Source organism: Burkholderia sp. RF2-non_BP3, assembly GCF_001522185.1.
Classification (GTDB): Bacteria; Pseudomonadota; Gammaproteobacteria; order Burkholderiales; family Burkholderiaceae; genus Burkholderia; species Burkholderia diffusa.
On the sequence record NZ_LOSU01000028.1, the window covers coordinates 136,074 to 154,910 of the forward strand.

The 18,837-nt window shown below is 67.3% G+C and carries 14 protein-coding genes; 13 read left to right on the forward strand and 1 reads right to left on the reverse strand.

The window, feature by feature from the left end:
- The first annotated feature begins 123 nt into the window (after positions 1–123).
- The 3 genes from WS45_RS11150 (at position 124) to WS45_RS11160 (ending at position 3,752) form a co-directional block, all read left to right on the forward strand.
- Positions 124–1,461, forward strand: coding sequence for a heterodisulfide reductase-related iron-sulfur binding cluster (locus tag WS45_RS11150; RefSeq protein ID WP_059532391.1), 1,338 nt, complete (start codon positions 124–126; stop codon positions 1,459–1,461).
- Between the two features lie 44 nt (positions 1,462–1,505).
- Positions 1,506–2,087 (forward strand): DUF3501 family protein, encoded by a 582-nt coding sequence (locus WS45_RS11155; RefSeq protein ID WP_059531610.1) that lies wholly within the window; start codon positions 1,506–1,508, stop codon positions 2,085–2,087.
- Between the two features lie 723 nt (positions 2,088–2,810).
- On the forward strand, positions 2,811–3,752 hold the full coding sequence (locus WS45_RS11160) for a transposase (protein ID WP_059699847.1): 942 nt from the start codon (positions 2,811–2,813) through the stop codon (positions 3,750–3,752).
- A gap of 121 nt (positions 3,753–3,873) precedes the next feature.
- On the opposite strand, the gene WS45_RS11165 is transcribed toward WS45_RS11160, so the two are convergent.
- Complete coding sequence (locus tag WS45_RS11165) at positions 3,874–5,400, reverse strand: mannose-1-phosphate guanylyltransferase/mannose-6-phosphate isomerase (RefSeq protein ID WP_059531604.1); 1,527 nt, start codon at positions 5,398–5,400, stop codon at positions 3,874–3,876.
- Positions 5,401–5,827: 427 nt separating this feature from the next.
- Between WS45_RS11165 and WS45_RS11170 the strand changes: the two genes are divergently transcribed.
- The 10 genes from WS45_RS11170 to WS45_RS11215 all read left to right on the forward strand — a co-directional run bounded on the left by WS45_RS11170 (position 5,828) and on the right by WS45_RS11215 (position 18,730).
- Positions 5,828–7,201: an undecaprenyl-phosphate glucose phosphotransferase gene (locus tag WS45_RS11170; RefSeq protein ID WP_059532388.1), complete on the forward strand. Its 1,374-nt coding sequence runs from the start codon at positions 5,828–5,830 to the stop codon at positions 7,199–7,201.
- A gap of 71 nt (positions 7,202–7,272) precedes the next feature.
- Positions 7,273–8,688 carry a UDP-glucose dehydrogenase family protein gene (locus tag WS45_RS11175; protein WP_059531601.1) on the forward strand — a complete coding sequence of 472 codons (1,416 nt, stop codon included), beginning with the start codon at positions 7,273–7,275 and terminating at the stop codon, positions 8,686–8,688.
- Positions 8,689–8,728: 40 nt separating this feature from the next.
- Entirely contained in the window at positions 8,729–9,172 is a 444-nt protein-coding gene (locus WS45_RS11180; protein WP_059531598.1) for a low molecular weight protein-tyrosine-phosphatase, read from the forward strand.
- A complete protein-coding gene (locus tag WS45_RS11185; protein WP_059531595.1) occupies positions 9,166–10,344 on the forward strand; it encodes a polysaccharide biosynthesis/export family protein in 1,179 nt (392 codons plus the stop codon). Before WS45_RS11180 ends, WS45_RS11185 begins: the two co-directional genes overlap by 7 nt.
- A gap of 50 nt (positions 10,345–10,394) precedes the next feature.
- Positions 10,395–12,620, forward strand: coding sequence for a polysaccharide biosynthesis tyrosine autokinase (locus WS45_RS11190; RefSeq protein ID WP_059531592.1), 2,226 nt, complete (start codon positions 10,395–10,397; stop codon positions 12,618–12,620).
- Positions 12,621–12,682: 62 nt separating this feature from the next.
- Positions 12,683–13,642, forward strand: coding sequence for a glycosyltransferase family 2 protein (locus WS45_RS11195; RefSeq protein ID WP_059699849.1), 960 nt, complete (start codon positions 12,683–12,685; stop codon positions 13,640–13,642).
- 127 nt (positions 13,643–13,769) lie between these two features.
- A complete protein-coding gene (locus tag WS45_RS11200) occupies positions 13,770–14,906 on the forward strand; it encodes a glycosyltransferase family 4 protein (RefSeq protein ID WP_059699851.1) in 1,137 nt (378 codons plus the stop codon).
- A gap of 10 nt (positions 14,907–14,916) precedes the next feature.
- Positions 14,917–16,383 (forward strand): O-antigen ligase family protein, encoded by a 1,467-nt coding sequence (locus WS45_RS11205; RefSeq protein WP_059699852.1) that lies wholly within the window; start codon positions 14,917–14,919, stop codon positions 16,381–16,383.
- On the forward strand, positions 16,380–17,564 hold the full coding sequence (locus WS45_RS11210) for a glycosyltransferase family 4 protein (RefSeq protein ID WP_059699856.1): 1,185 nt from the start codon (positions 16,380–16,382) through the stop codon (positions 17,562–17,564). The genes WS45_RS11205 and WS45_RS11210 overlap by 4 nt, the downstream gene beginning before the upstream one ends.
- Positions 17,564–18,730: a glycosyltransferase family 4 protein gene (locus WS45_RS11215; RefSeq protein WP_059531574.1), complete on the forward strand. Its 1,167-nt coding sequence runs from the start codon at positions 17,564–17,566 to the stop codon at positions 18,728–18,730. Before WS45_RS11210 ends, WS45_RS11215 begins: the two co-directional genes overlap by 1 nt.
- Positions 18,731–18,837: the final 107 nt, after the last annotated feature.

The following is an 18,837-nucleotide window of genomic DNA, read 5'->3' on the forward strand; positions in this document are numbered from 1 at the left end:
CGCGAGTCCGGCAGCAAGGCAGCACGGCCCGGCCCGACATCCTGCGGCCGGCCGTGCGTTGATCGCTGCCCGCGTCACGCGGGCGGCGTGTCCGCGCGCATGCGCGCCACGCTGGAGCGCCCCATGCCACACAAGGAAGGCAGTCTCGAAGCCCCGACGCGGCATCCGCTCGACTGGCAGTCCGAAGCGTTCTACGACCAGGCCGCGATCGATGCGGAAATGACGCGCGTGTTCGACATCTGCGCCGGGTGCCGGCGCTGCGTGTCGTTGTGCGGCGCGTTTCCCGCGCTGTTCGATCTCGTCGACGACACGCCGATGGGCGACATCGAGGAAGTGCCGAAGGACGCGTTCGGCAAGGTCGTCGACCAGTGCTACCTGTGCGACCTCTGCTACATGACGAAATGCCCGTACGTGCCGCCGCACGCATGGAACGTCGACTTCCCGCACCTGATGCTGCGCGGCAAGGCGGCGCGCTACAAGCGCGGGGAGGCGCCGCTGCGCGACAAGGTGCTGTCGAACACCGATGCGCTCGGCCATTTCGCGGGCATTCCGATCGTCACGCAGGCGGTGAACGCGGTGAATCGCACGCCGCCCGCGCGCCACGCGCTCGAAGCGGCGCTCGGCGTCGATCGCAACGCATGGCTGCCGGAGTTCGCGCCGCGCAAGTTTCGGCGTGCCGCGAAACGCTCGGACGGCCCGCCGGTACGTGACGGCGAACGCACGCCCGGCAAGGTCGCGATCTACGCGACGTGCTACGTGAACTTCAACGAGCCGGGCATCGGCCACGACCTGCTCGCGATCCTCGCGCACAACGAGATCCCGTACGAGCTGGTCACGCGCGAAGCGTGCTGCGGGATGCCGCTCCTCGAGCAGGGCAACCTCGCGGGTGTCGCCGCGAAGAAGGCCGTCAACATTCCGGTGCTGGAGCGTTATGCGCGCGAAGGTTACGCGCTGATCGGCGCGATCCCGAGCTGCGTGCTGATGTACAAGAGCGAACTGCCGCTGATGTTTCCCGGCGACGACGCCGTGCGCGCGGTGGCCGACGCATTCTGGGATCCGTTCGAATACGTGATCGCGCGGCATCGCGACGGTTTGCTGAAGACCGATTTCAAGCAGGGCCTCGGCACCGTGTCGTATCACGTGCCGTGCCACGCGCGCGTGCAGAACATCGGCCGCAAGACGGCCGACACGCTGTCGCTCGTGCCCGATACGCGCGTGAACGTCGTCGAGCGCTGCTCGGGGCATGCGGGCACGTTCGGCGTGAAGAAGGCCTTCCATGCGGACGCGATGCGGATCGGTGCGCCGGTGTTCAAGGCGATGGCCGAGCCGAAGCCGGACGTCGTGTCGTCGGACTGCGCGCTCGCCGGCCATCACATCGTGCAGGGCATCGACGAGAAAGGGTTGCCCGCCGCGCCGCTCGCGCATCCGCTGACGCTGCTGCGCCGCGCGTACGGCATCTGAACCGGCCGCTCAACGAAGACATCGACGCTATCCAAGGACACGCCATGACGCTGACCCGCGACTCGCTGCTGACGCTCGAAGCGTACGCGAAGATCCGCAAGGCCGAACACGCGCGGCTCGTCGCGTACAAGCGCCGCCGCGCGGTGGCGCTCGGCAACCATCTGCGCCTTCTGTTCGAGGACGAGACCACGATCCGCTACCAGATCCAGGAAATGCTGCACATCGAGAAGATCTTCGACGAGGCCGGCATCGAAGGCGAACTGGAAGCCTATCTGCCGCTCGTGCCCGACGGCACCAACCTGAAGGCGACGTTGCAGATCGAATACGAGCACGAGGCCGAACGGCGGGCGGCGCTCGCGCGGCTGATCGGCGTCGAGGATCGCGTGTACCTGCGCGTCGACGGGCACCCCGACGTCTATGCGATCGCCGACGAGGATCTCGATCGCGACAACGCGGAGAAGACCTCGGCCGTGCATTTCGTGCGCTTCGAACTGGACGGGCCGATGCGCGCGGCGCTCAAGGGCGGCGCGACGCTGTCGATCGGCTGCGATCACCCGGCCTATACGATGCCGCCGCAACGCGTGGACGCGGACGTCGCCGCGTCGCTGGCCGGCGACTTGCGCTGACGCGCGCGGCCCGGCGCCGCTTCCCGTATCGCGCGGATTCCCCACATCGTTCCGACCCGAAACGCGGCGCCCGATCGTCGCGCCCGCCGCCGTTGCCTGTCCGCTACGGCGAGATGTAACAGGCCCGTCGACGCTTGCATGCCGGGAAACGATGTGCATCGGCCTCAGAGCGCTTTCATTACTCGCGGAGAAACAATAACAAGATTGTGCGAGGGGAAAATTCAGTCGAATGCAATTTGAACGAATTACCGATCCGTGAATATCTTGTTACGAATTTTTCCCTGATTTACCGATTTTCGGCGGCGATTCCCGGGAGGGTTGCGGGCAAGGGTCGGAACAACGCCGGAGGCCTACCTGACGGGCCTCGCAGAGCCCCGCCAGACGGGGCTTCCCAGCATCTCGCATAAGGATCGCGTAAAAAAATTCAAGCGTAAATTGATTGCGCATCCATGGCAGGTTGTTTCAGTGCGTAACATTAAGTCATTGTCATATTGAGATAAACCCTGAGGATGGTATGCTTCGTGCACAAAAATTCCCACATTGGAGTGAGACCGTAGTTTGTGCGCCATAGCCGTGAATGGCGGCACCGTGAAAGTGCGGTGTCGCACCGGCATGCACAACGATCGGATAACCATAATGTGCAACCGGGCCGCCCCGTGACGCGATGCGTGACGACGGCGCCGACAATCGCAGCCCCGGCCTGGCTGCGTGGAGAAATCGACTATGTTCTTCGATGAGCTTAACGATGAAGAGTGGTTTCGACTTTCAGCGCTGATCGCCGATGAACCCATTCGGCTGAACCGTCGAGGCCGTCCGCGAGCCGAACCGCGCGTCGTCGCCAACGCGGTTCTCTGGATCCTGACGACCGGTGAAGCGTGGTCGAAACTACCCGGGCGCTATCCGTCCGGGCCGACGTGCCGCCGCCGCTACGAGGAGTGGCTCGCGAACGGCACGCTGCTGCAGATGATCGACGTGCTGACCCAGTTCAGCGGGCGCACGTTCGCGTACGTGCCGCCGCCGCCGGCGCCGGTCGCGCCGGCATGCCGTGCGGAGCCCGTGCCCGACAACGACCGTCTGCGCGGCGTGTTCTGGCAGAACCCCGAGTCGTGGCAACTGCCGGTCGCGCAGGCAAACGTTTGGGATGGCGAGGGCGCTTCGCTGACCGCGATGCCGAACGGCGCCGCCGAAGCATCGTCCGGCGCGTCGTTCGCGGTGCCGGGCGCGCAGCCCGCGGGGCTGCGTCACGGGCGTCCGTCCGCCGCGAGCTTCGCCGCGGCCGAGCCGCAAGTCGACGAATACCGCGGCTATACGATCAGCGGCAGCGCGCAGCCGGTGCAGAACCTGATGTACCGCGCGTGGGCCGAGATCATGCAGGACGACCGGCGCGTCGAGCGCTCGGGCCTGATCGGCCCGCGCTTCACCGATGCGGAGGAAGCGGAGCAGTACGCGCTCGACTGGGCGCGTCAGTGGATCGATCGCCATGGAGCGAGCGACGAACCGGTGCGTGCGCCGCAAAGCGAGGTGCTGGCCGGCCTGTCCGCGCTGGCGCGTGCCGAGTCGGACATCAAGCGCTTCATCGCCGAGCGTCGTGCGGGCGCGTTGTCCGAGGGCCGCAACGACCCGGTGCAAGCGGATCGCCGCGAATACGCGTATCGCGTAGGTTGATCGTCGTCCGAACGAAAACGCGCGGGTCGTCGTCCGTCACGACGCCCGCGCGTTTTTTTGTGTTCGTCATTTCCGCGATGCCGGGTGCACCGTCGAGAGGGCGCGCCCGGCGGACATCGCGTCACTGGCGTCCGTAGGTATCGTCGAAGCGGACGATGTCGTCCTCGCCGAGATACGCGCCCGACTGCACTTCGATCAGTTCGAGCGGCATCTTGCCCGGGTTCTCGAGACGGTGCGACACGCCGAGCGGGATGTACGTCGATTCGTTTTCGGACAGCAGGAAGGTTTCGTCGCCGCGCGTGATGCGCGCGGTGCCGCGCACGACGATCCAGTGTTCGGCGCGGTGGTGGTGCATCTGCAGCGACAGTCGCGCGCCCGGCTTCACGACGATGCGTTTCACCTGGAAGCGCTCGCCCGTGTCGACCGAGTCGTAATGCCCCCACGGGCGATGGACCTTGCGGTGATCGGTCGCTTCGGCGCCGCGTTCGGCCTTGATGCGCCCGACGATCTTCTTCACGTCCTGCACGCGGGACTTGTCGGCGACGAGCACGGCATCGGGCGTTTCGACGACGACGAGATTGTGCGTGCCGACACACGCGACGAGCCGGCTTTCCGAATGCGCGAAGGTCGATTCGGCGTTTTCGAACAGCACGTGGCCGCGGCCGACGTTCTCGGCTTCGTCCTTCGGCAGGATCTGCCAGATCGCGTCCCACGAACCGACGTCCGACCAACCCGCGTCGAGCGGTACGACCACGCTTTCGCACAGCTGCGGCAGGTTCACGAGCCGCTCCATCACCGCGTAGTCGATCGAGTTCGACGGCGACGCGGCGAACGCGTCGCGATCGACGCGGAAGAAGTCGCCGTCGTCCTTGCCGCGTGCGACGGCCTGCTCGCAGGCCGCGAGGATCTCGGGTTCGAGCTGGCGGATCGCGTTCAGCCACACCGACGCGCGCACGATGAAGATCCCGCTGTTCCACCAGTATTCGCCGGATGCGACGTACTGCTGCGCGAGTTCGAGATGCGGCTTCTCGACGAAGCGGTCGAGACGGCGCACGTCGAGGTTGCCGGTGGCGGCGTCGCCGAGCGGCGCGCCGACGCGGATGTAGCCGTAGCCCGTTTCGGCGCGGCCCGGCACGATGCCCATCGTCGCGATCTTGCCCTGGGCCGCGCAGTGCACGCCGGCCGCGACGGCCGCATGAAAGCGCGGCTGGTCGGCCACCGCGTGGTCGGCCGGCATCACGGTCATCACGGCATCGCCGCCGCCGGCGACGATCCGCAGCGCGGCGAGGGTCAGCGCGGGCGCGGTGTCGCGGCCGAGCGGCTCGAGCATGATCGATGCACGCTTGCCGGTCAGGCGCAGTTGTTCGGCGGTCGTGAAGCGGTGATCCTCGCCACACACGATCAGCACGTCGTCGTTCAGGGGATGACCGGTCGCGAGGCCGTCGAGCCGCAGCGCGGTGGATTGCAGCAGCGAATGATCGCCGAGCAGGCCGATCAGCTGTTTCGGATAGTGTTCGCGCGACATCGGCCACAGACGCGTGCCCGAACCGCCGGCAAGGATCACCGGCTGCACCGCGACACGCGTCGCGGCGTCGGTTGCGGCGGAAGAAGAAGGGCGCGTATCGGCTGCCACGGCCGGAGCATTCATGATGACACTCTCCTCGATTGAAGTCAGTGCCTGTTTGTAGCATGAAGTAAATCGACAATAAAACCGGGCGATATGCGCGATATTCGGCGCGCATGCGTCATGGAAATTTTTCCCCTATCGCACGCGATGCAAATAAAAAAATAAAAAATAATTCGCTGAATCGGGCTGGGGCCCCATCCTGCAAATGGGTTGGCGGGGTCCGTAAAGTTCTCGAAAAAATCCCGATTCACGACCGATTCGGGAAAACGTGCCGATTTAATTCAAGAATCGCGCGGCAAGAATTTCCGATTATTTTTCGAAATACTTGAGCGCTTGAGGCGCGATTTTCTTGTCGCTTCAATAGCGTCATGCAACGTTTGAATCGAAGGTGCGGCACGGGCTGCACGAGGAGCTGTTCGGCAAACGCCTGTTCAAAGAGGAAGCGGACATGTTGAGCGTGCTGGCGAGAGTCATCGATATTGCGATGGTCGTGTTGGGGGCATTGATCGCCGCCGCGCTGCACGGCGGCAGCATCTGGCTCAACGACCTGCAGCGCACGACGGTGCTGTTCGACTGCCTGCTGGTCGTCGTGTTCTTTCCGGCGATCGGCATTTACCAGTCGTGGCGCGGCAAGCGCCTCGTCGGGCTGGTGGGGCGCGTCGCGTTCGCGTGGCTGGTGGTCGAGCTCGCGGGCATCCTGATGAGCTTCAGCTTCCACCAGTCGGGCGACCTGTCGCGACTGTGGCTCGGCTACTGGGCGCTCGTGACGATGGCGCTGCTTGCCGGCTCCAAGGCTTGCGTGCACGTCGTGCTTCGGCAGCTGCGCCGCGGCGGCTACAACCTGAAGGCGGTGGCGATCGTCGGCGGCACGCCGGCGGCGCGGCGGCTGATCGCACAGATGCGGGCGCGTCCGGAGGCGGGCTTCAACCCGGTGTGCGTGTACGACGAAAGCGAAGTGCCGGGCGAAGTCGCGCTCGACGACGTGCGCATCGAGCGGCAGTTCGAATCGCTGGTGTGGCTGGTGCGCAGCCGCGCGATCAGCGAGCTGTGGCTCACGCTGCCGATCACGGAGGAGCGCCGGATTCACCAGATCGTGACGGTGTTCCGCCACGACTTCGTGAATATCCGTTTCATTCCGGACGTGCGCACGCTGTCGTTCTTCAACCAGGAAGTGGTCGAGGTGCTCGGCGTGCCGGCGATCAACCTCGCGGCGTCGCCGATCACCGACGTGCGGATCCTGCCGAAGTTCGTGTTCGACCGGCTGTTCGCGCTGGCGGCGCTCACGGCGCTCGCGCCGGCGATGGTGCTGATCGCGTGCCTGATCAAGCTCACGTCGCGCGGGCCGGTGTTCTTCCGCCAGAAGCGCAAGGGCATCGACGGCCACGAGTTCGAGATCTACAAGTTCCGCTCGATGAAGGTGCATCAGGAAGTCGCCGGACAGGTCACGCAGGCGACCAAGAACGACTCGCGCGTGACGCCGGTCGGCCGCTTCCTGCGCCGCACGAGCCTCGACGAACTGCCGCAGTTCATCAACGTGCTGAAGGGCGAGATGTCGGTCGTCGGCCCGCGGCCCCATGCGCTCGCGCACGACGACATCTACAAGGATCTGGTGAAGGGCTACATGTTCCGCTACCGGATCAAGCCGGGCATCACCGGCTGGGCGCAGATCAACGGCTTTCGCGGCGAGACCGACCAGATCGAGAAGATGATGGGACGCGTGAAGCTCGATCTGTACTACATGCAGAACTGGTCGTTCTGGCTCGACATCAAGATCGTCGTGCTGACGCTCTGGAAAGGCTTCACCGGCAGCAACGCGTACTGACGCGGTTTCATCCCGCGCAGACACTCCGGTTTCACGAATTTCGAATCATTGGTCACGAGGTCCGACACATCATGAATCTGACTATCATCGGCAGCGGTTACGTAGGTCTTGTCACCGGCGCCTGTCTCGCCGACATCGGGCACGACGTGTTCTGTCTCGACGTCGATCAGGCGAAGATCGACGTCCTGAACAACGGCGGCGTGCCGATCCACGAGCCGGGCCTCAAGGAAGTCATCGCGCGCAACCGCGCGGCCGGCCGCCTGCGCTTCTCGACCGACATCGAGGCCGCGGTCGCGCACGGCGACGTGCAGTTCATCGCGGTCGGCACGCCGCCCGACGAGGACGGTTCGGCCGACCTGCAATACGTGCTCGCGGCGGCGCGCAACATCGGCCGCTACATGAAAGGCTTCAAGGTGATCGTCGACAAGTCGACGGTGCCGGTCGGCACGGCCGAGCGCGTGCGCGCGGCGGTGGCCGAGGAACTCTCGAAGCGCGGCGGCGACGCCCCGATGTTCTCGGTCGTGTCGAATCCGGAATTCCTGAAGGAAGGCGCGGCGGTCGACGATTTCACGCGGCCGGACCGCATCGTGATCGGCTGCGACGACGACGTGCCGGGCGAGCGCGCGCGCGAGCTGATGAAGAAGCTCTACGCGCCGTTCAACCGCAACCACGAACGCACGCTGTACATGGACGTGCGCTCGGCCGAATTCACGAAATACGCGGCGAACGCGATGCTCGCGACGCGCATCTCGTTCATGAACGAGCTCGCGAACCTGGCCGACCGCTTCGGCGCCGACATCGAGGCCGTGCGCCGCGGGATCGGTTCCGATCCGCGCATCGGCTATCACTTCCTGTATGCGGGCTGCGGCTACGGCGGCTCGTGCTTCCCGAAGGACGTCGAGGCGCTGATCCGCACCGCCGACGAGCACGGCCAGTCGCTGCAGATCCTGAAGGCCGTGTCGTCGGTCAACGCGACGCAAAAGCGCGTGCTCGCCGACAAGATCGTCGCGCGTTTCGGCGAGGACCTGACGGGCCGCACGTTCGCGATCTGGGGTCTCGCGTTCAAGCCGAACACCGACGACATGCGCGAGGCACCGAGCCGCGAGCTGATCGCCGAGCTGCTGTCGCGCGGCGCGCGCATCGCGGCGTACGACCCGGTCGCGCAGCAGGAAGCGCGCCGCGTGCTCGCGCTCGATCTCGCGGATCACCCGAGCTGGCTCGAGCGTCTCACCTTCGTCGACGACGAGGCGCAGGCCGCGCGCGATGCCGACGCGCTCGTGATCGTCACCGAATGGAAGGCGTTCAAGAGCCCGGATTTCGTCGCGCTCGGCCGTCAATGGAAATCGCCGGTGATCTTCGACGGCCGCAACCTGTACGAGCCGGAGACGATGAGCGAGCAGGGCATCGAATACCACCCGATCGGCCGCCCCGGCTCGCGCCAGGCCGTCGCCGCCCGCGTGCCGGGCGCCGCGCGCGCCAACGCGTAATCCGCGCGTCGCCGTTACCCGTAACCCGAATCGAGACGCCATGTTCCGGAACATCCTGATCGTCTGTCACGCGAACGTCTGCCGCAGCCCGGCGGCGGAACTGCTGTTCAAGTCGCACGCGGCGTCGCGTGGCGGCCCGCGCGTGACGTTCCACTCCGCCGGCGTGCGCGCGAACGACGGCGACGGCATCGATCCGGTGATGCGGCAACTGCTCGCCGAGCGCGGCGTCGATGCGACGACGCACCGGTCGCGGCGGCTGTCGCGCCGGATCGTGCGCGACGCCGACCTGATTCTCGTCAGCGAGCGCGAACAGATCAAGGCCGTCGAATCGGTCGATCCGTTCGCGCGCGGCAAGGTCCACCTGCTGGGCAAGTGGGAGGACGCCGAGATCGCGGATCCGCATGGCGGCCCCGAGGCCGACTATCGCGAGAGCTACTCATTGATCGAACGTCTGGTTCAAGGATGGCTGCAAAAACTATGCTGAAACGTCCCATGCGCCCGCTGGCGCTCGCCGTCGCGATGACGACATTCCTGTCGGCCTGCGCGACCGCGCCCGGCAACTATCTCGACTCGTCGAACCTGAAGGACGAAGGCCGGCAAGGCCAGACCGAAACCTATCCGGTTCATTACATCGACGCGAAGCTGGTGATGGATCAGCTGCAGAAGCAGCAGGTCGAACACCCGCTGCCGCCGGGCCGTTACACCGATCCGTCGCAATACGTTTACCGCATCGGCCCGCAGGACATTCTCGGCGTCACCGTGTGGGACCACCCCGAGCTGACGACGCCGCAGGGCCAGTCGTTCTCGAGCGGCGGCAACACGACGCAGACGATCGCGGGCGCGCTGCAGCAGCCGTATTCGTCGTCGCTGCCGGGCCAGGCCGATCCGTACGGCCAGACCGTGGCCGCCGACGGCACGATCTTCTTCCCGTTCGTCGGCCGCATCCACGTGGCGGGCAAGACGATCGCGCAGACGCGCGACGAGCTGGCCACGCGCCTCGCGCGCTACGTGAAGAATCCGCAGCTCGACGTGCGCGTGCTGTCGTTCCGCAGCCAGAAGGTGCAGGTGACGGGCGAGGTGAAGACGCCGGGCCCGCTCGCGATGAGCGACGTGCCGCTGACGCTGGTCGACGCGATCTCGCGCTCGGGCGGCTCGACCGCCGAGGCCGACCTGCAGCGCGTGCGCCTGACGCGCGACGGCAAGCTCTACACGCTCGATGCGAACGGCGTGCTCGACCGCGGCGAAGTGAAGCAGAACGTGATGCTGCAGCAGGGCGACATCGTCAACGTGCCGGACCGCAGCGACAGCCGCGTGTTCATCATGGGCGAGGTCAAGACGCCGGTCACGGTGCCGATGCTCAAGGGCCGGCTGACCATCGCCGACGCGTTGACGGCCGGCGGCGGCATCCTCGACACCGATGCGAACCCGCGCAAGATTTACGTGATGCGCGGGATGCGTGACAACCCGACGAAGCCGGAAGTGTTCCGTCTCGACATGACGCAGCCGGATGCGCTGATGCTGTCGAGCCGCTTCCCGCTCCAGCCGCTCGACGTCGTCTACGTCAGCACGGCCAGCTCGGTGCAGTTCAACCGTGTGCTGCAGCAAGTGCTGCCGACGATCCAGACGATCTTCTACATGCGGCAAATCACGCGCTGATAGCCCGCCGGGGCGGCACCTCCGCCCCGGCACCACTCAAGCGGGAACGAATGGTGAACACGCAAGCAAAACACGCCTACGCGGATCTGACCGCGAAAACCGAGGAAGAGGACGTCGTCCTCGGCCAGTTGCTCCAGGTGTTGATGGACGACATCTGGCTGCTGCTCGGCATCGCGGTGACCGTCATCGCGCTCGCCGGCCTCTACTGCTACATCGCGAAACCGGTGTACCAGGCCGACGTGCACGTGCGGGTCGAGAGCAACGACAACACGTCGCAGGCGCTCACGCAGACGCAGACGGGGGCGACGATCAACAGCGGCCCGCAGCAGGCGCAGACCGACGCGGAAATCGAGATCATCAAGAGCCGCGGCGTCGTCACGCCGGTCGTCGAGCAGTTCAAGCTGAACTTCTCGGTCGTGCCGAAGACGATTCCGCTGCTCGGCAGCCTGTCCGCGCGCGTCGCGACGCCCGGCGAGCCGTCGCGCGCGTGGTTCGGCCTGCGGTCGTACGCATGGGGCGGCGAAGTCGCCGACGTCGACACGATCAACGTCGTGCCCGCGCTCGAAGGCAAGAAGATGACGCTGACGGCCGGCCCGAACGGCACGTATACGCTGGTCGGACCGAACGGCAACCGACTGTTGTCGGGCCGTGTCGGCGAATCGGAGCAGGGCGGCGGCGTGACGCTGCTCGTGCAGAAGCTGGTCGCGCGTCCGGGCACGCAGTTCACCGTGGTCCGCTACAACGATCTCGACGCGATCACCGGCTTCCAGTCGGGCATCCAGGTGTCCGAGCAGGGCAAGCAGACGGGCGTCGTGCAGATCTCGCTCGAAGGCAAGGACCCGGACCAGACCGCCGCGATCGCGAACGCGCTCGCGCAGTCGTACCTGAATCAGCACGTGATCGCGAAGCAGGCCGAAGCGACCAAGATGCTCGACTTCCTGAAGGGCGAGGAGCCGCGCCTGAAGTCCGACCTCGAGCGCGCGGAAGCCGCGCTGACGCAGTATCAGCGCACGTCCGGCTCGATCAACGCGAGCGACGAGGCGAAGGTCTACCTCGAAGGCAGCGTGCAGTACGAGCAGCAGATCGCGGCTCAGCGCCTGCAACTCGCGTCGCTCGCGCAGCGCTTCACCGATTCGCATCCGATGGTGATCGCCGCGAAGCAGCAGCTCGCGGAGCTGCAGGGCGAGAAGGACAAGTTCAGCAACCGCTTCCGCAGCCTGCCGGCGACCGAAGTGAAGGCCGTCCAGCTCCAGCGTGACGCGAAGGTCGCCGAGGACATCTACGTGCTGCTGCTGAACCGCGTGCAGGAACTGTCGGTGCAGAAGGCCGGCACGGGCGGCAACATCCACCTCGTCGATTCCGCGCTGCGCCCGGGCGACCCGGTCAAGCCGAAGAAGGTGCTGATCCTGTCGGCCGCGGTGTTCCTCGGGCTGATTCTCGGTACCGGCGTCGTGTTCCTGCGCCGCAACCTGTTCCAGGGCATCGAGGATCCGGATCGCGTGGAGCGCACGTTCAACCTGCCGCTGTACGGGCTGGTGCCGCAAAGCACCGAGCAGGTGAAGCTCGACGCCATGGCCGAGAAGGGCGGCGGCCGCGCGCGGCCGATCCTCGCGAGCCTGCGTCCGAAGGACCTGAGCGTCGAAAGCATGCGCAGCCTGCGCACCGCGATGCAGTTCGCGATGATGGACGCGAAGAATCGCGTGGTCGTGCTGACCGGTCCGACGCCGGGCATCGGCAAGAGCTTCCTGACGGTCAACCTCGCGGTGCTGCTCGCGCATTCGGGCAAGCGCGTGCTGCTGATCGACGCCGACATGCGCCGCGGCATGCTCGACCGCTACTTCGGCCTCACCGCGCAGCCGGGCCTGTCGGAACTGCTGAGCGATCAGTCGCCGCTCGAGGAGGCGATCCGCGAGACGCCGGTGCAGGGCCTGTCGTTCATCTCGGCCGGCACGCGCCCGCCGAACCCGTCGGAGCTGCTGATGTCGACGCGCCTGCCGCAATACCTCGAAGGGCTCGGCAAGCGCTACGACGTCGTGCTGATCGACTCGCCGCCGGTGCTGGCGGTGACCGACGCGACCATCATCGGCCGCATGGCCGGCGCGACCTTCATGGTGCTGCGCTCGGGCATGCATACCGAAGGCGAGATCGCCGACGCGATCAAGCGCCTGCGTACCGCGGGCGTCGATCTGGAAGGCGGGATCTTCAACGGCGTGCCGCCGAAGGCGCGCGGCTACGGCCGCGGCTATGCGGCCGTCCACGAATACCTGAGCGCCTGACGGCATTGCACGAAACCGGGCCGGCGTGCGCAGCGCCGGCCCGGCCGACTGGAGAACCCTCGATGAAAATTTCCGTGCTCGTTCCGACCTACAGGCGTCCCGCCGACCTCGCGCGCTGCCTGCTGGCGCTGCAGCGTCAGCAGCGGCTGCCCGACGAGGTGATCGTCGTCGCGCGCCCGGAGGACGATGCCACGCACGAGCGCCTCGCCGACCCGTCGGTCGGCGGCATGCTGCCGCTGCGGATCGTGCCGGTCGACGTGCCGGGGCAGGTCGCCGCGCTGAACAAGGGGCTCGACTCGGCGAACGGCGACGTCGTCGCGATCACCGACGACGACGCGGCGCCGCGCGCCGACTGGCTCGCGCGCATCGAGGCCGTGTTCCTGGCCGACCCGCGCGTGGGCGCGGTCGGCGGCCGCGACTGGGTGCACGAGAAGGGCCGCGTGCTCGACGAGTCGCGCGAGCTCGTCGGCCAGCTCACGCTGTCCGGCAAGATCGTCGGCAACCATCATCTGGGCGTCGGCGGCGCGCGCGAAGTCGACATGCTCAAGGGCGCGAACATGAGCTACCGCCGCGCCGCGATCGAACGTCTGCGCTTCGACACGCGGCTGCGCGGCGCGGGCGCGCAGGTGCACAACGACATGGGTTTCAGCATGCAGGTGCAGCGTGACGGCTGGACGCTCGTCTACGATCCGGCGATCGCGGTCGATCATTTTCCGGCCGAGCGTTTCGACGACGACCGGCGCGACGCCGCATCGCTCAATGCGATCAGCAACGGCGCGTACAACCTGCACCTGATCCTGCGCGAGCATCTGCCGCCGGTGCGGCGCGAGATCGCGTGGTGGTGGTGGACGCTGATCGGCACGCGCGTCTATCCGGGCTTCGCACATGTGCTGCTGTCGCTGCATACCGCGCGGCGCGAGCGCGTGCGCGAGCACTGGCGCGCGGTGCGCCGCGGCGCACGCGATGCACGCCGCGCCGACCTTGCCCCCCATCGTGCGGCGATGCCGCCGGTGACGTCTTGAACGGGCTGCGCGCACGACGCGCGGCCATCCCCGGAGGGCTTGAAATGGTACGACCCCAACGCTCACTTTGTTCGCTGTCCCCCGAGGGGACGGTCAGCCTCCTTGGGGCGGCCCGGCGGAGGCTTGCATGAATTCCACGAAGGTTCACGTCCACCTGTTCTACGGCGCCGATCCGCGTACTTACCGGAAAGGCGAGAACATCGGCTGCCTGTACGGCTATCACCACGCGGAATCCGACGAATTCCGGCTGACCTATTCGCAGGACCGGCGCGAGAACCGCGTCGCGAGCCTCGCGCGCCGTGCGCTGAAGGCGGCGCTCGGCTTCGACGTCGTGCATGCGTGGCGCAATCGCGCCGCGTTGTTGGGCACCGACGTGATCTGGACGCACACCGAGCAGGAGCATCTCGCCGCCGCGCTGATCCTGAAGCTCGCCGGCGCACAGGGCAAGCGGCCGCTGCTGCTCGCGCAGAGCGTGTGGCTGTTCGACAAGTGGAACACGTTCGGCGGCCCGCGCCGCTGGCTGTACCGCAAGCTGCTCGCGCGCGCCGACGCGCTGACGACGCTCGCCCGCGACAACGCCGAGCTGTGCCGCCGCTTTCTCGGGCGCGAAGCCGAGTTCGTCTACTACGGGCTGAACACGCAGGACTTCCCGCCGACGGAGCCGCGGCAGTGGCAGCCGAACCGGCCGCTGCGGATCGCGGCGATCGGCAACGACCGAGATCGCGACTGGCGCACGTTTCTCGCCGCGTTCGGCGGCGACGAGCGCTACGACGTGCGGCTCGCGACGCGGCGCCGCGTGCCGCGCGAGTGGCATGCGCCGAACGTGAAGATCGGCTCGGCCTCGGGCCTCGCGAAGCAGCACGAGCTGTACGCGTGGGCCGACGTGATCGTCGTGCCGCTGCGGCCGAACTTCCACGCGTCGGGCATCACCGTGATGCTCGAGGCGGCGGCGGTCGGCAAGCCGATGATCGTGTCCGACGTCGGCGGGCTCAGCGACTACTTCCCGCACGACACGGCCGCCTACGTGCCGGCGTTCGACGCGGCGGCGATGCGCCAGGCCGCCGATCGCTTCGTGGCCGATCCGGTCGCCGCGCTCGAATGCGCGCGTGCCGCGGCCGCGTGCCTGCGCGAGCGCGACCTGACCACGCAGGCGTTTGCCGAACAGCACGTGCGGATCACGCGCGACATGCTGCGTCGGCGTCGCACGCCGGCGGCGGCCGGTCTCGCGATGCCGCTCGCGGATTCGCGCCCGTCGTCGCGGTGAGAGCGGATCGATGAGTACGATTGCCGCCGAACGCGCACCGTCGCGCAGCCGCAGCCGGTTGCCCGAACCGAAGCATTGGGTCGGGCAGGCCGGGCTGTGGACGTTTACCGCCGCGCTGATCGCCATTCACCAGGGCAAGGTGCTGACGCTCGCGTTTCCGGTGCTGGCGATCGCGGTCGGCATCTGGCTGTATTTCAAGAGCCCGGCGCGCTACGTCGGCTTCATGTGGTGGGTGTGGTTCCTGAGCCCCGAAGTGCGGCGTCTCGCCGACTGGTCGAAAGGCGCGTTCACGCCGACGAGCCTGATCCAGGTCGCGCCGCTCGCGGTGACGATGATCGCCGGATTCGGGCTGCTCAGGCATTACCGCGTGCTCGCGCAGCGGCGCGGGATTCCCGTGCTGCTGATGCTGTTCGGGCTCACGTATGCGTATCTGGTCGGGATCGTGTCGAGCGGCGTGATGGCCGCGACCTACGACCTCGCGAACTGGGTGTACCCGCTGCTGATCGGTTTTCACATCATGGTTAACTCGCGCGACTATCCCGAGTACCGCGACGTGCTGTTGTCCACGTTCATGTGGGGCATGCTCGTGATGGGCGTGTACGGGGTCGTGCAGTACTTCGTGATGCCGCAGTGGGACGTGCTGTGGATGATCGGCTCGGACATGGGCTCGCAGGGCGAGCCGGTGCCGTACGGTGTCCGCGTCTTCAGCACGATGAACTCGTCGGGGCCGTTCGCGTTCGCGATCATGGGCGCGCTGGTGTTCGTGTTCGCGGCGCCGCAGAAGGTCCGCTGGTTCGCGGGCGCCGCCGGCTTCGTGTCGTTCGCGCTGTGTCTCGTGCGCTCGACCTGGGGCGGCTGGGTGATCGCGCTCGCGATCCAGCTCGTGCAGTCGAGCAACCGTGTGCGGATGCGGATCCTGATCAGCGGTGTCGTGCTGGTCGGGCTGTGCGTGCCGCTGCTGACCGTCGGGCCGGTGGCCGACCGGCTCGGCGCGCGCCTGCAATCGATCACGAACCTGAAGGACGACCGCAGCTACGACGACCGCAACAAGTTCTACGCGACCTTCGCGCAAACGGCGTTCACCGACGTCGCCGGCGAGGGGATGGGCGCGACCGGCGCGTCCACCAAGCTGTCGAGCGACAGCGGCGAGCTCGGCAAGTACGGCAGCTTCGACAGCGGCGTGATGAACGTGCCGTTCGTGCTCGGCTGGCCCGGCACGCTGCTGTACCTGTCGGGCGTGGTGATGCTGCTCGCCCGCACGCTGCGCGCGGCGTTCAAGCTGCGCAAGGACAAGTTCGTCGGCGCATGCCTGAGCCTGTGCCTGTCGGTGTTCGCGATGCTCGTGTTCACGAACTCGCTGATCGGCACGGGCGGCCTGCTGCTGTTCACGGCCATTTTTTCAATACTATCCGCGGCGCACTGGCAGAAGGCACAGCGCCTGCTGGCCGCCGCGCGTTCACGGGGAGGCGACCATTGAGAATCGCGATCGTCACGCACGTCGTGCGACATAACGACGGGCAGGGCCGCGTCAATTACGAAATCGCGCGCGCGGCGCTGGCCGAAGGCTACGAGGTCACGCTGGTCGCGTCGCATGTCGCGCCCGAGTTGCTGGCCGACCCGCGCGTGCGCTGGGTGCCGGTGAAGGTCGGCGGCTTCTGGCCGTCGAATCTCGTCAAGCAGCAGGTGTTCGCGCTGAAGAGCGCGTGGTGGCTGCGCGCGCATCGCGGCGAGTACGACGTGCTGCACGTGAACGGTTTCATTTCGTGGATCAAGGCCGACGTGAATACTGCGCACTTCGTGCACGGCGGCTGGTTCAAGAGCCCGTATTACCCGTTCGGGCTGACGAAGGGGCTGTGGTCGGCGTACCAGTACGTCTACACGCGCGCGAATACGGCGCTCGAGCGCTGGGCGTACCGGCGTTCGCGCGCGATCACGGCCGTGTCGCAGAAGGTGGCCGACGAGATCGCCGGGCTCGGCATCGACAGCGGCAAGATCAGCGTGATCTACAACGGCGTCGACGGCAGCGCGTTCGCGGGCGCGCAGGCCGATCGCGCGGCGTTCAAGCTGCCGGACGATGCGTTCCTGCTGCTGTTCGTCGGCGATCTGCGCACGCCGCGCAAGAACCTCGGCACCGTGCTGAAGGCGCTGACGAAGCTGCCGGCGAACGTCCATCTCGCGGTGGCCGGTTATCTGCCCGGCAGCCCGTATCCGGACGAGGCGCGCGCGCTCGGCATCGATTCGCGCGTGCATTTCCTCGGTCTCGTGAAGAACATGCCGACGCTGATGCGCTCGGTCGACGCATACGTGTTTCCGTCGCGCTACGAAGCGATGAGCCTGTCGCTGCTCGAGGCGATGGCGGCCGGGCTGCCGGTCGTCACCGCGCGCACCGCCGGCGGCGCGGAAATCATCACGCGCGATTGCGGGATCGTGCTGGAGGACCCCGACGATCCGGCCGCGCTCGCGCAGGCGATCGGCTCGCTCGCGGCGTCGCGCGAGACCTGCCGCGCGATGGGCGACGCGGCCCGCGAACTGATGACCCGTTTCGGCTGGGCCCACATGGGCGCCCAGTATGTCGCGCTCTACCGGCGCATCGGCCAACCCTCGCAGCCGTCCGCGTTCGAGCGGGTCGAGCATGCGGTTACGCAGGAGCAGTCGTAATGTCCCAATCTTCCCGGCCGATCAAATCGTTGCAGATCGGCATGCACTGGTTCCCCGAACGCGCGGGCGGCCTCGACCGGATGTACTACTCGCTCGTCGGCGCGCTGCCCGGTGCGGGCGTCGAGGTGCGCGGGCTCGTCGCCGGCTCGCCGAAGGTCGCCGACGACACGGGCGGTGCGATCCAGGGCTTCGGGCCCGCGTCGCAGCCGCTCGCGCGCCGCATGCTCGCCGCGCGCCGCGCGTTGCGCGACGAGATTCGCAGCGAGCGGCCGGACGTGATTTCGTCGCACTTCGCGCTGTACACGTTTCCGGGCCTCGACGTGACGCGCGGGATTCCGCAGGTGTCGCATTTCCAGGGGCCGTGGGCCGACGAAAGCCAGGTCGAGGGCGCCGCGTCGCTCGGGCAGCGCGCGAAGCGCTATCTCGAACAGGCCGTCTATACGCGCTCGTCGCGCCTGATCGTGCTGTCGCAGGCGTTCGGCCAGATCCTGACGAACCGCTACGGCATCGATCCGTCGCGGGTGCGCGTGATTCCCGGCTGCGTCGATACCGCGCAGTTCGATACGCCGCTCACGCCGGCCGAGGCGCGGCACAAGCTGCAACTGCCGCAGGACCGGCCGATCGTGCTGGCCGTGCGCCGGCTCGTGCGGCGCATGGGGCTGGAAGACCTGATCGACGCGATCGGTCTCGTCAAGCATCGTCACCCGGACGTGCTGCTGCTGATCGCCGGCAAGGGCAAGATCGGCGAGGAACTGCAGCAGCGCATCGACGACGCGGGGCTGCAGGACAACGTGAAGCTGCTCGGCTTCGTGCCCGACAATCATCTCGCGGCGCTGTACCGCGCGGCGACGGTCAGCGTGGTGCCGACGGTCGCGCTCGAAGGCTTCGGGCTGATCACGGTCGAATCGCTGGCGTCCGGCACGCCGGTGCTGGTGACGCCGGTCGGCGGGCTGCCGGAGGCGGTGGCCGGGTTGTCCAGCGATCTCGTGCTGCCGTCGACGGGCGCGGATGCGATCGCGGAAGGGCTCGGCGGCGCGCTGTCGGGCGCGATCACGCTGCCGGACGAGGCCGCGTGCAAGCGCTACGCGCGCGACCATTTCGACAACGCGGTGATCGCGCGACGCGTCGCCGGCGTGTACGAAGAGGCGATCCAGGCGGCGGGGTAAGCGAACGCGGCACGCCGCCGCGACGGTCGGGCCGGCGCACGCGCATGCGTCCGGTCCGCATGCCGGCCGCCCGAACCGGGCGAGCCGGTTTTTTTTCGTTCTGTGCG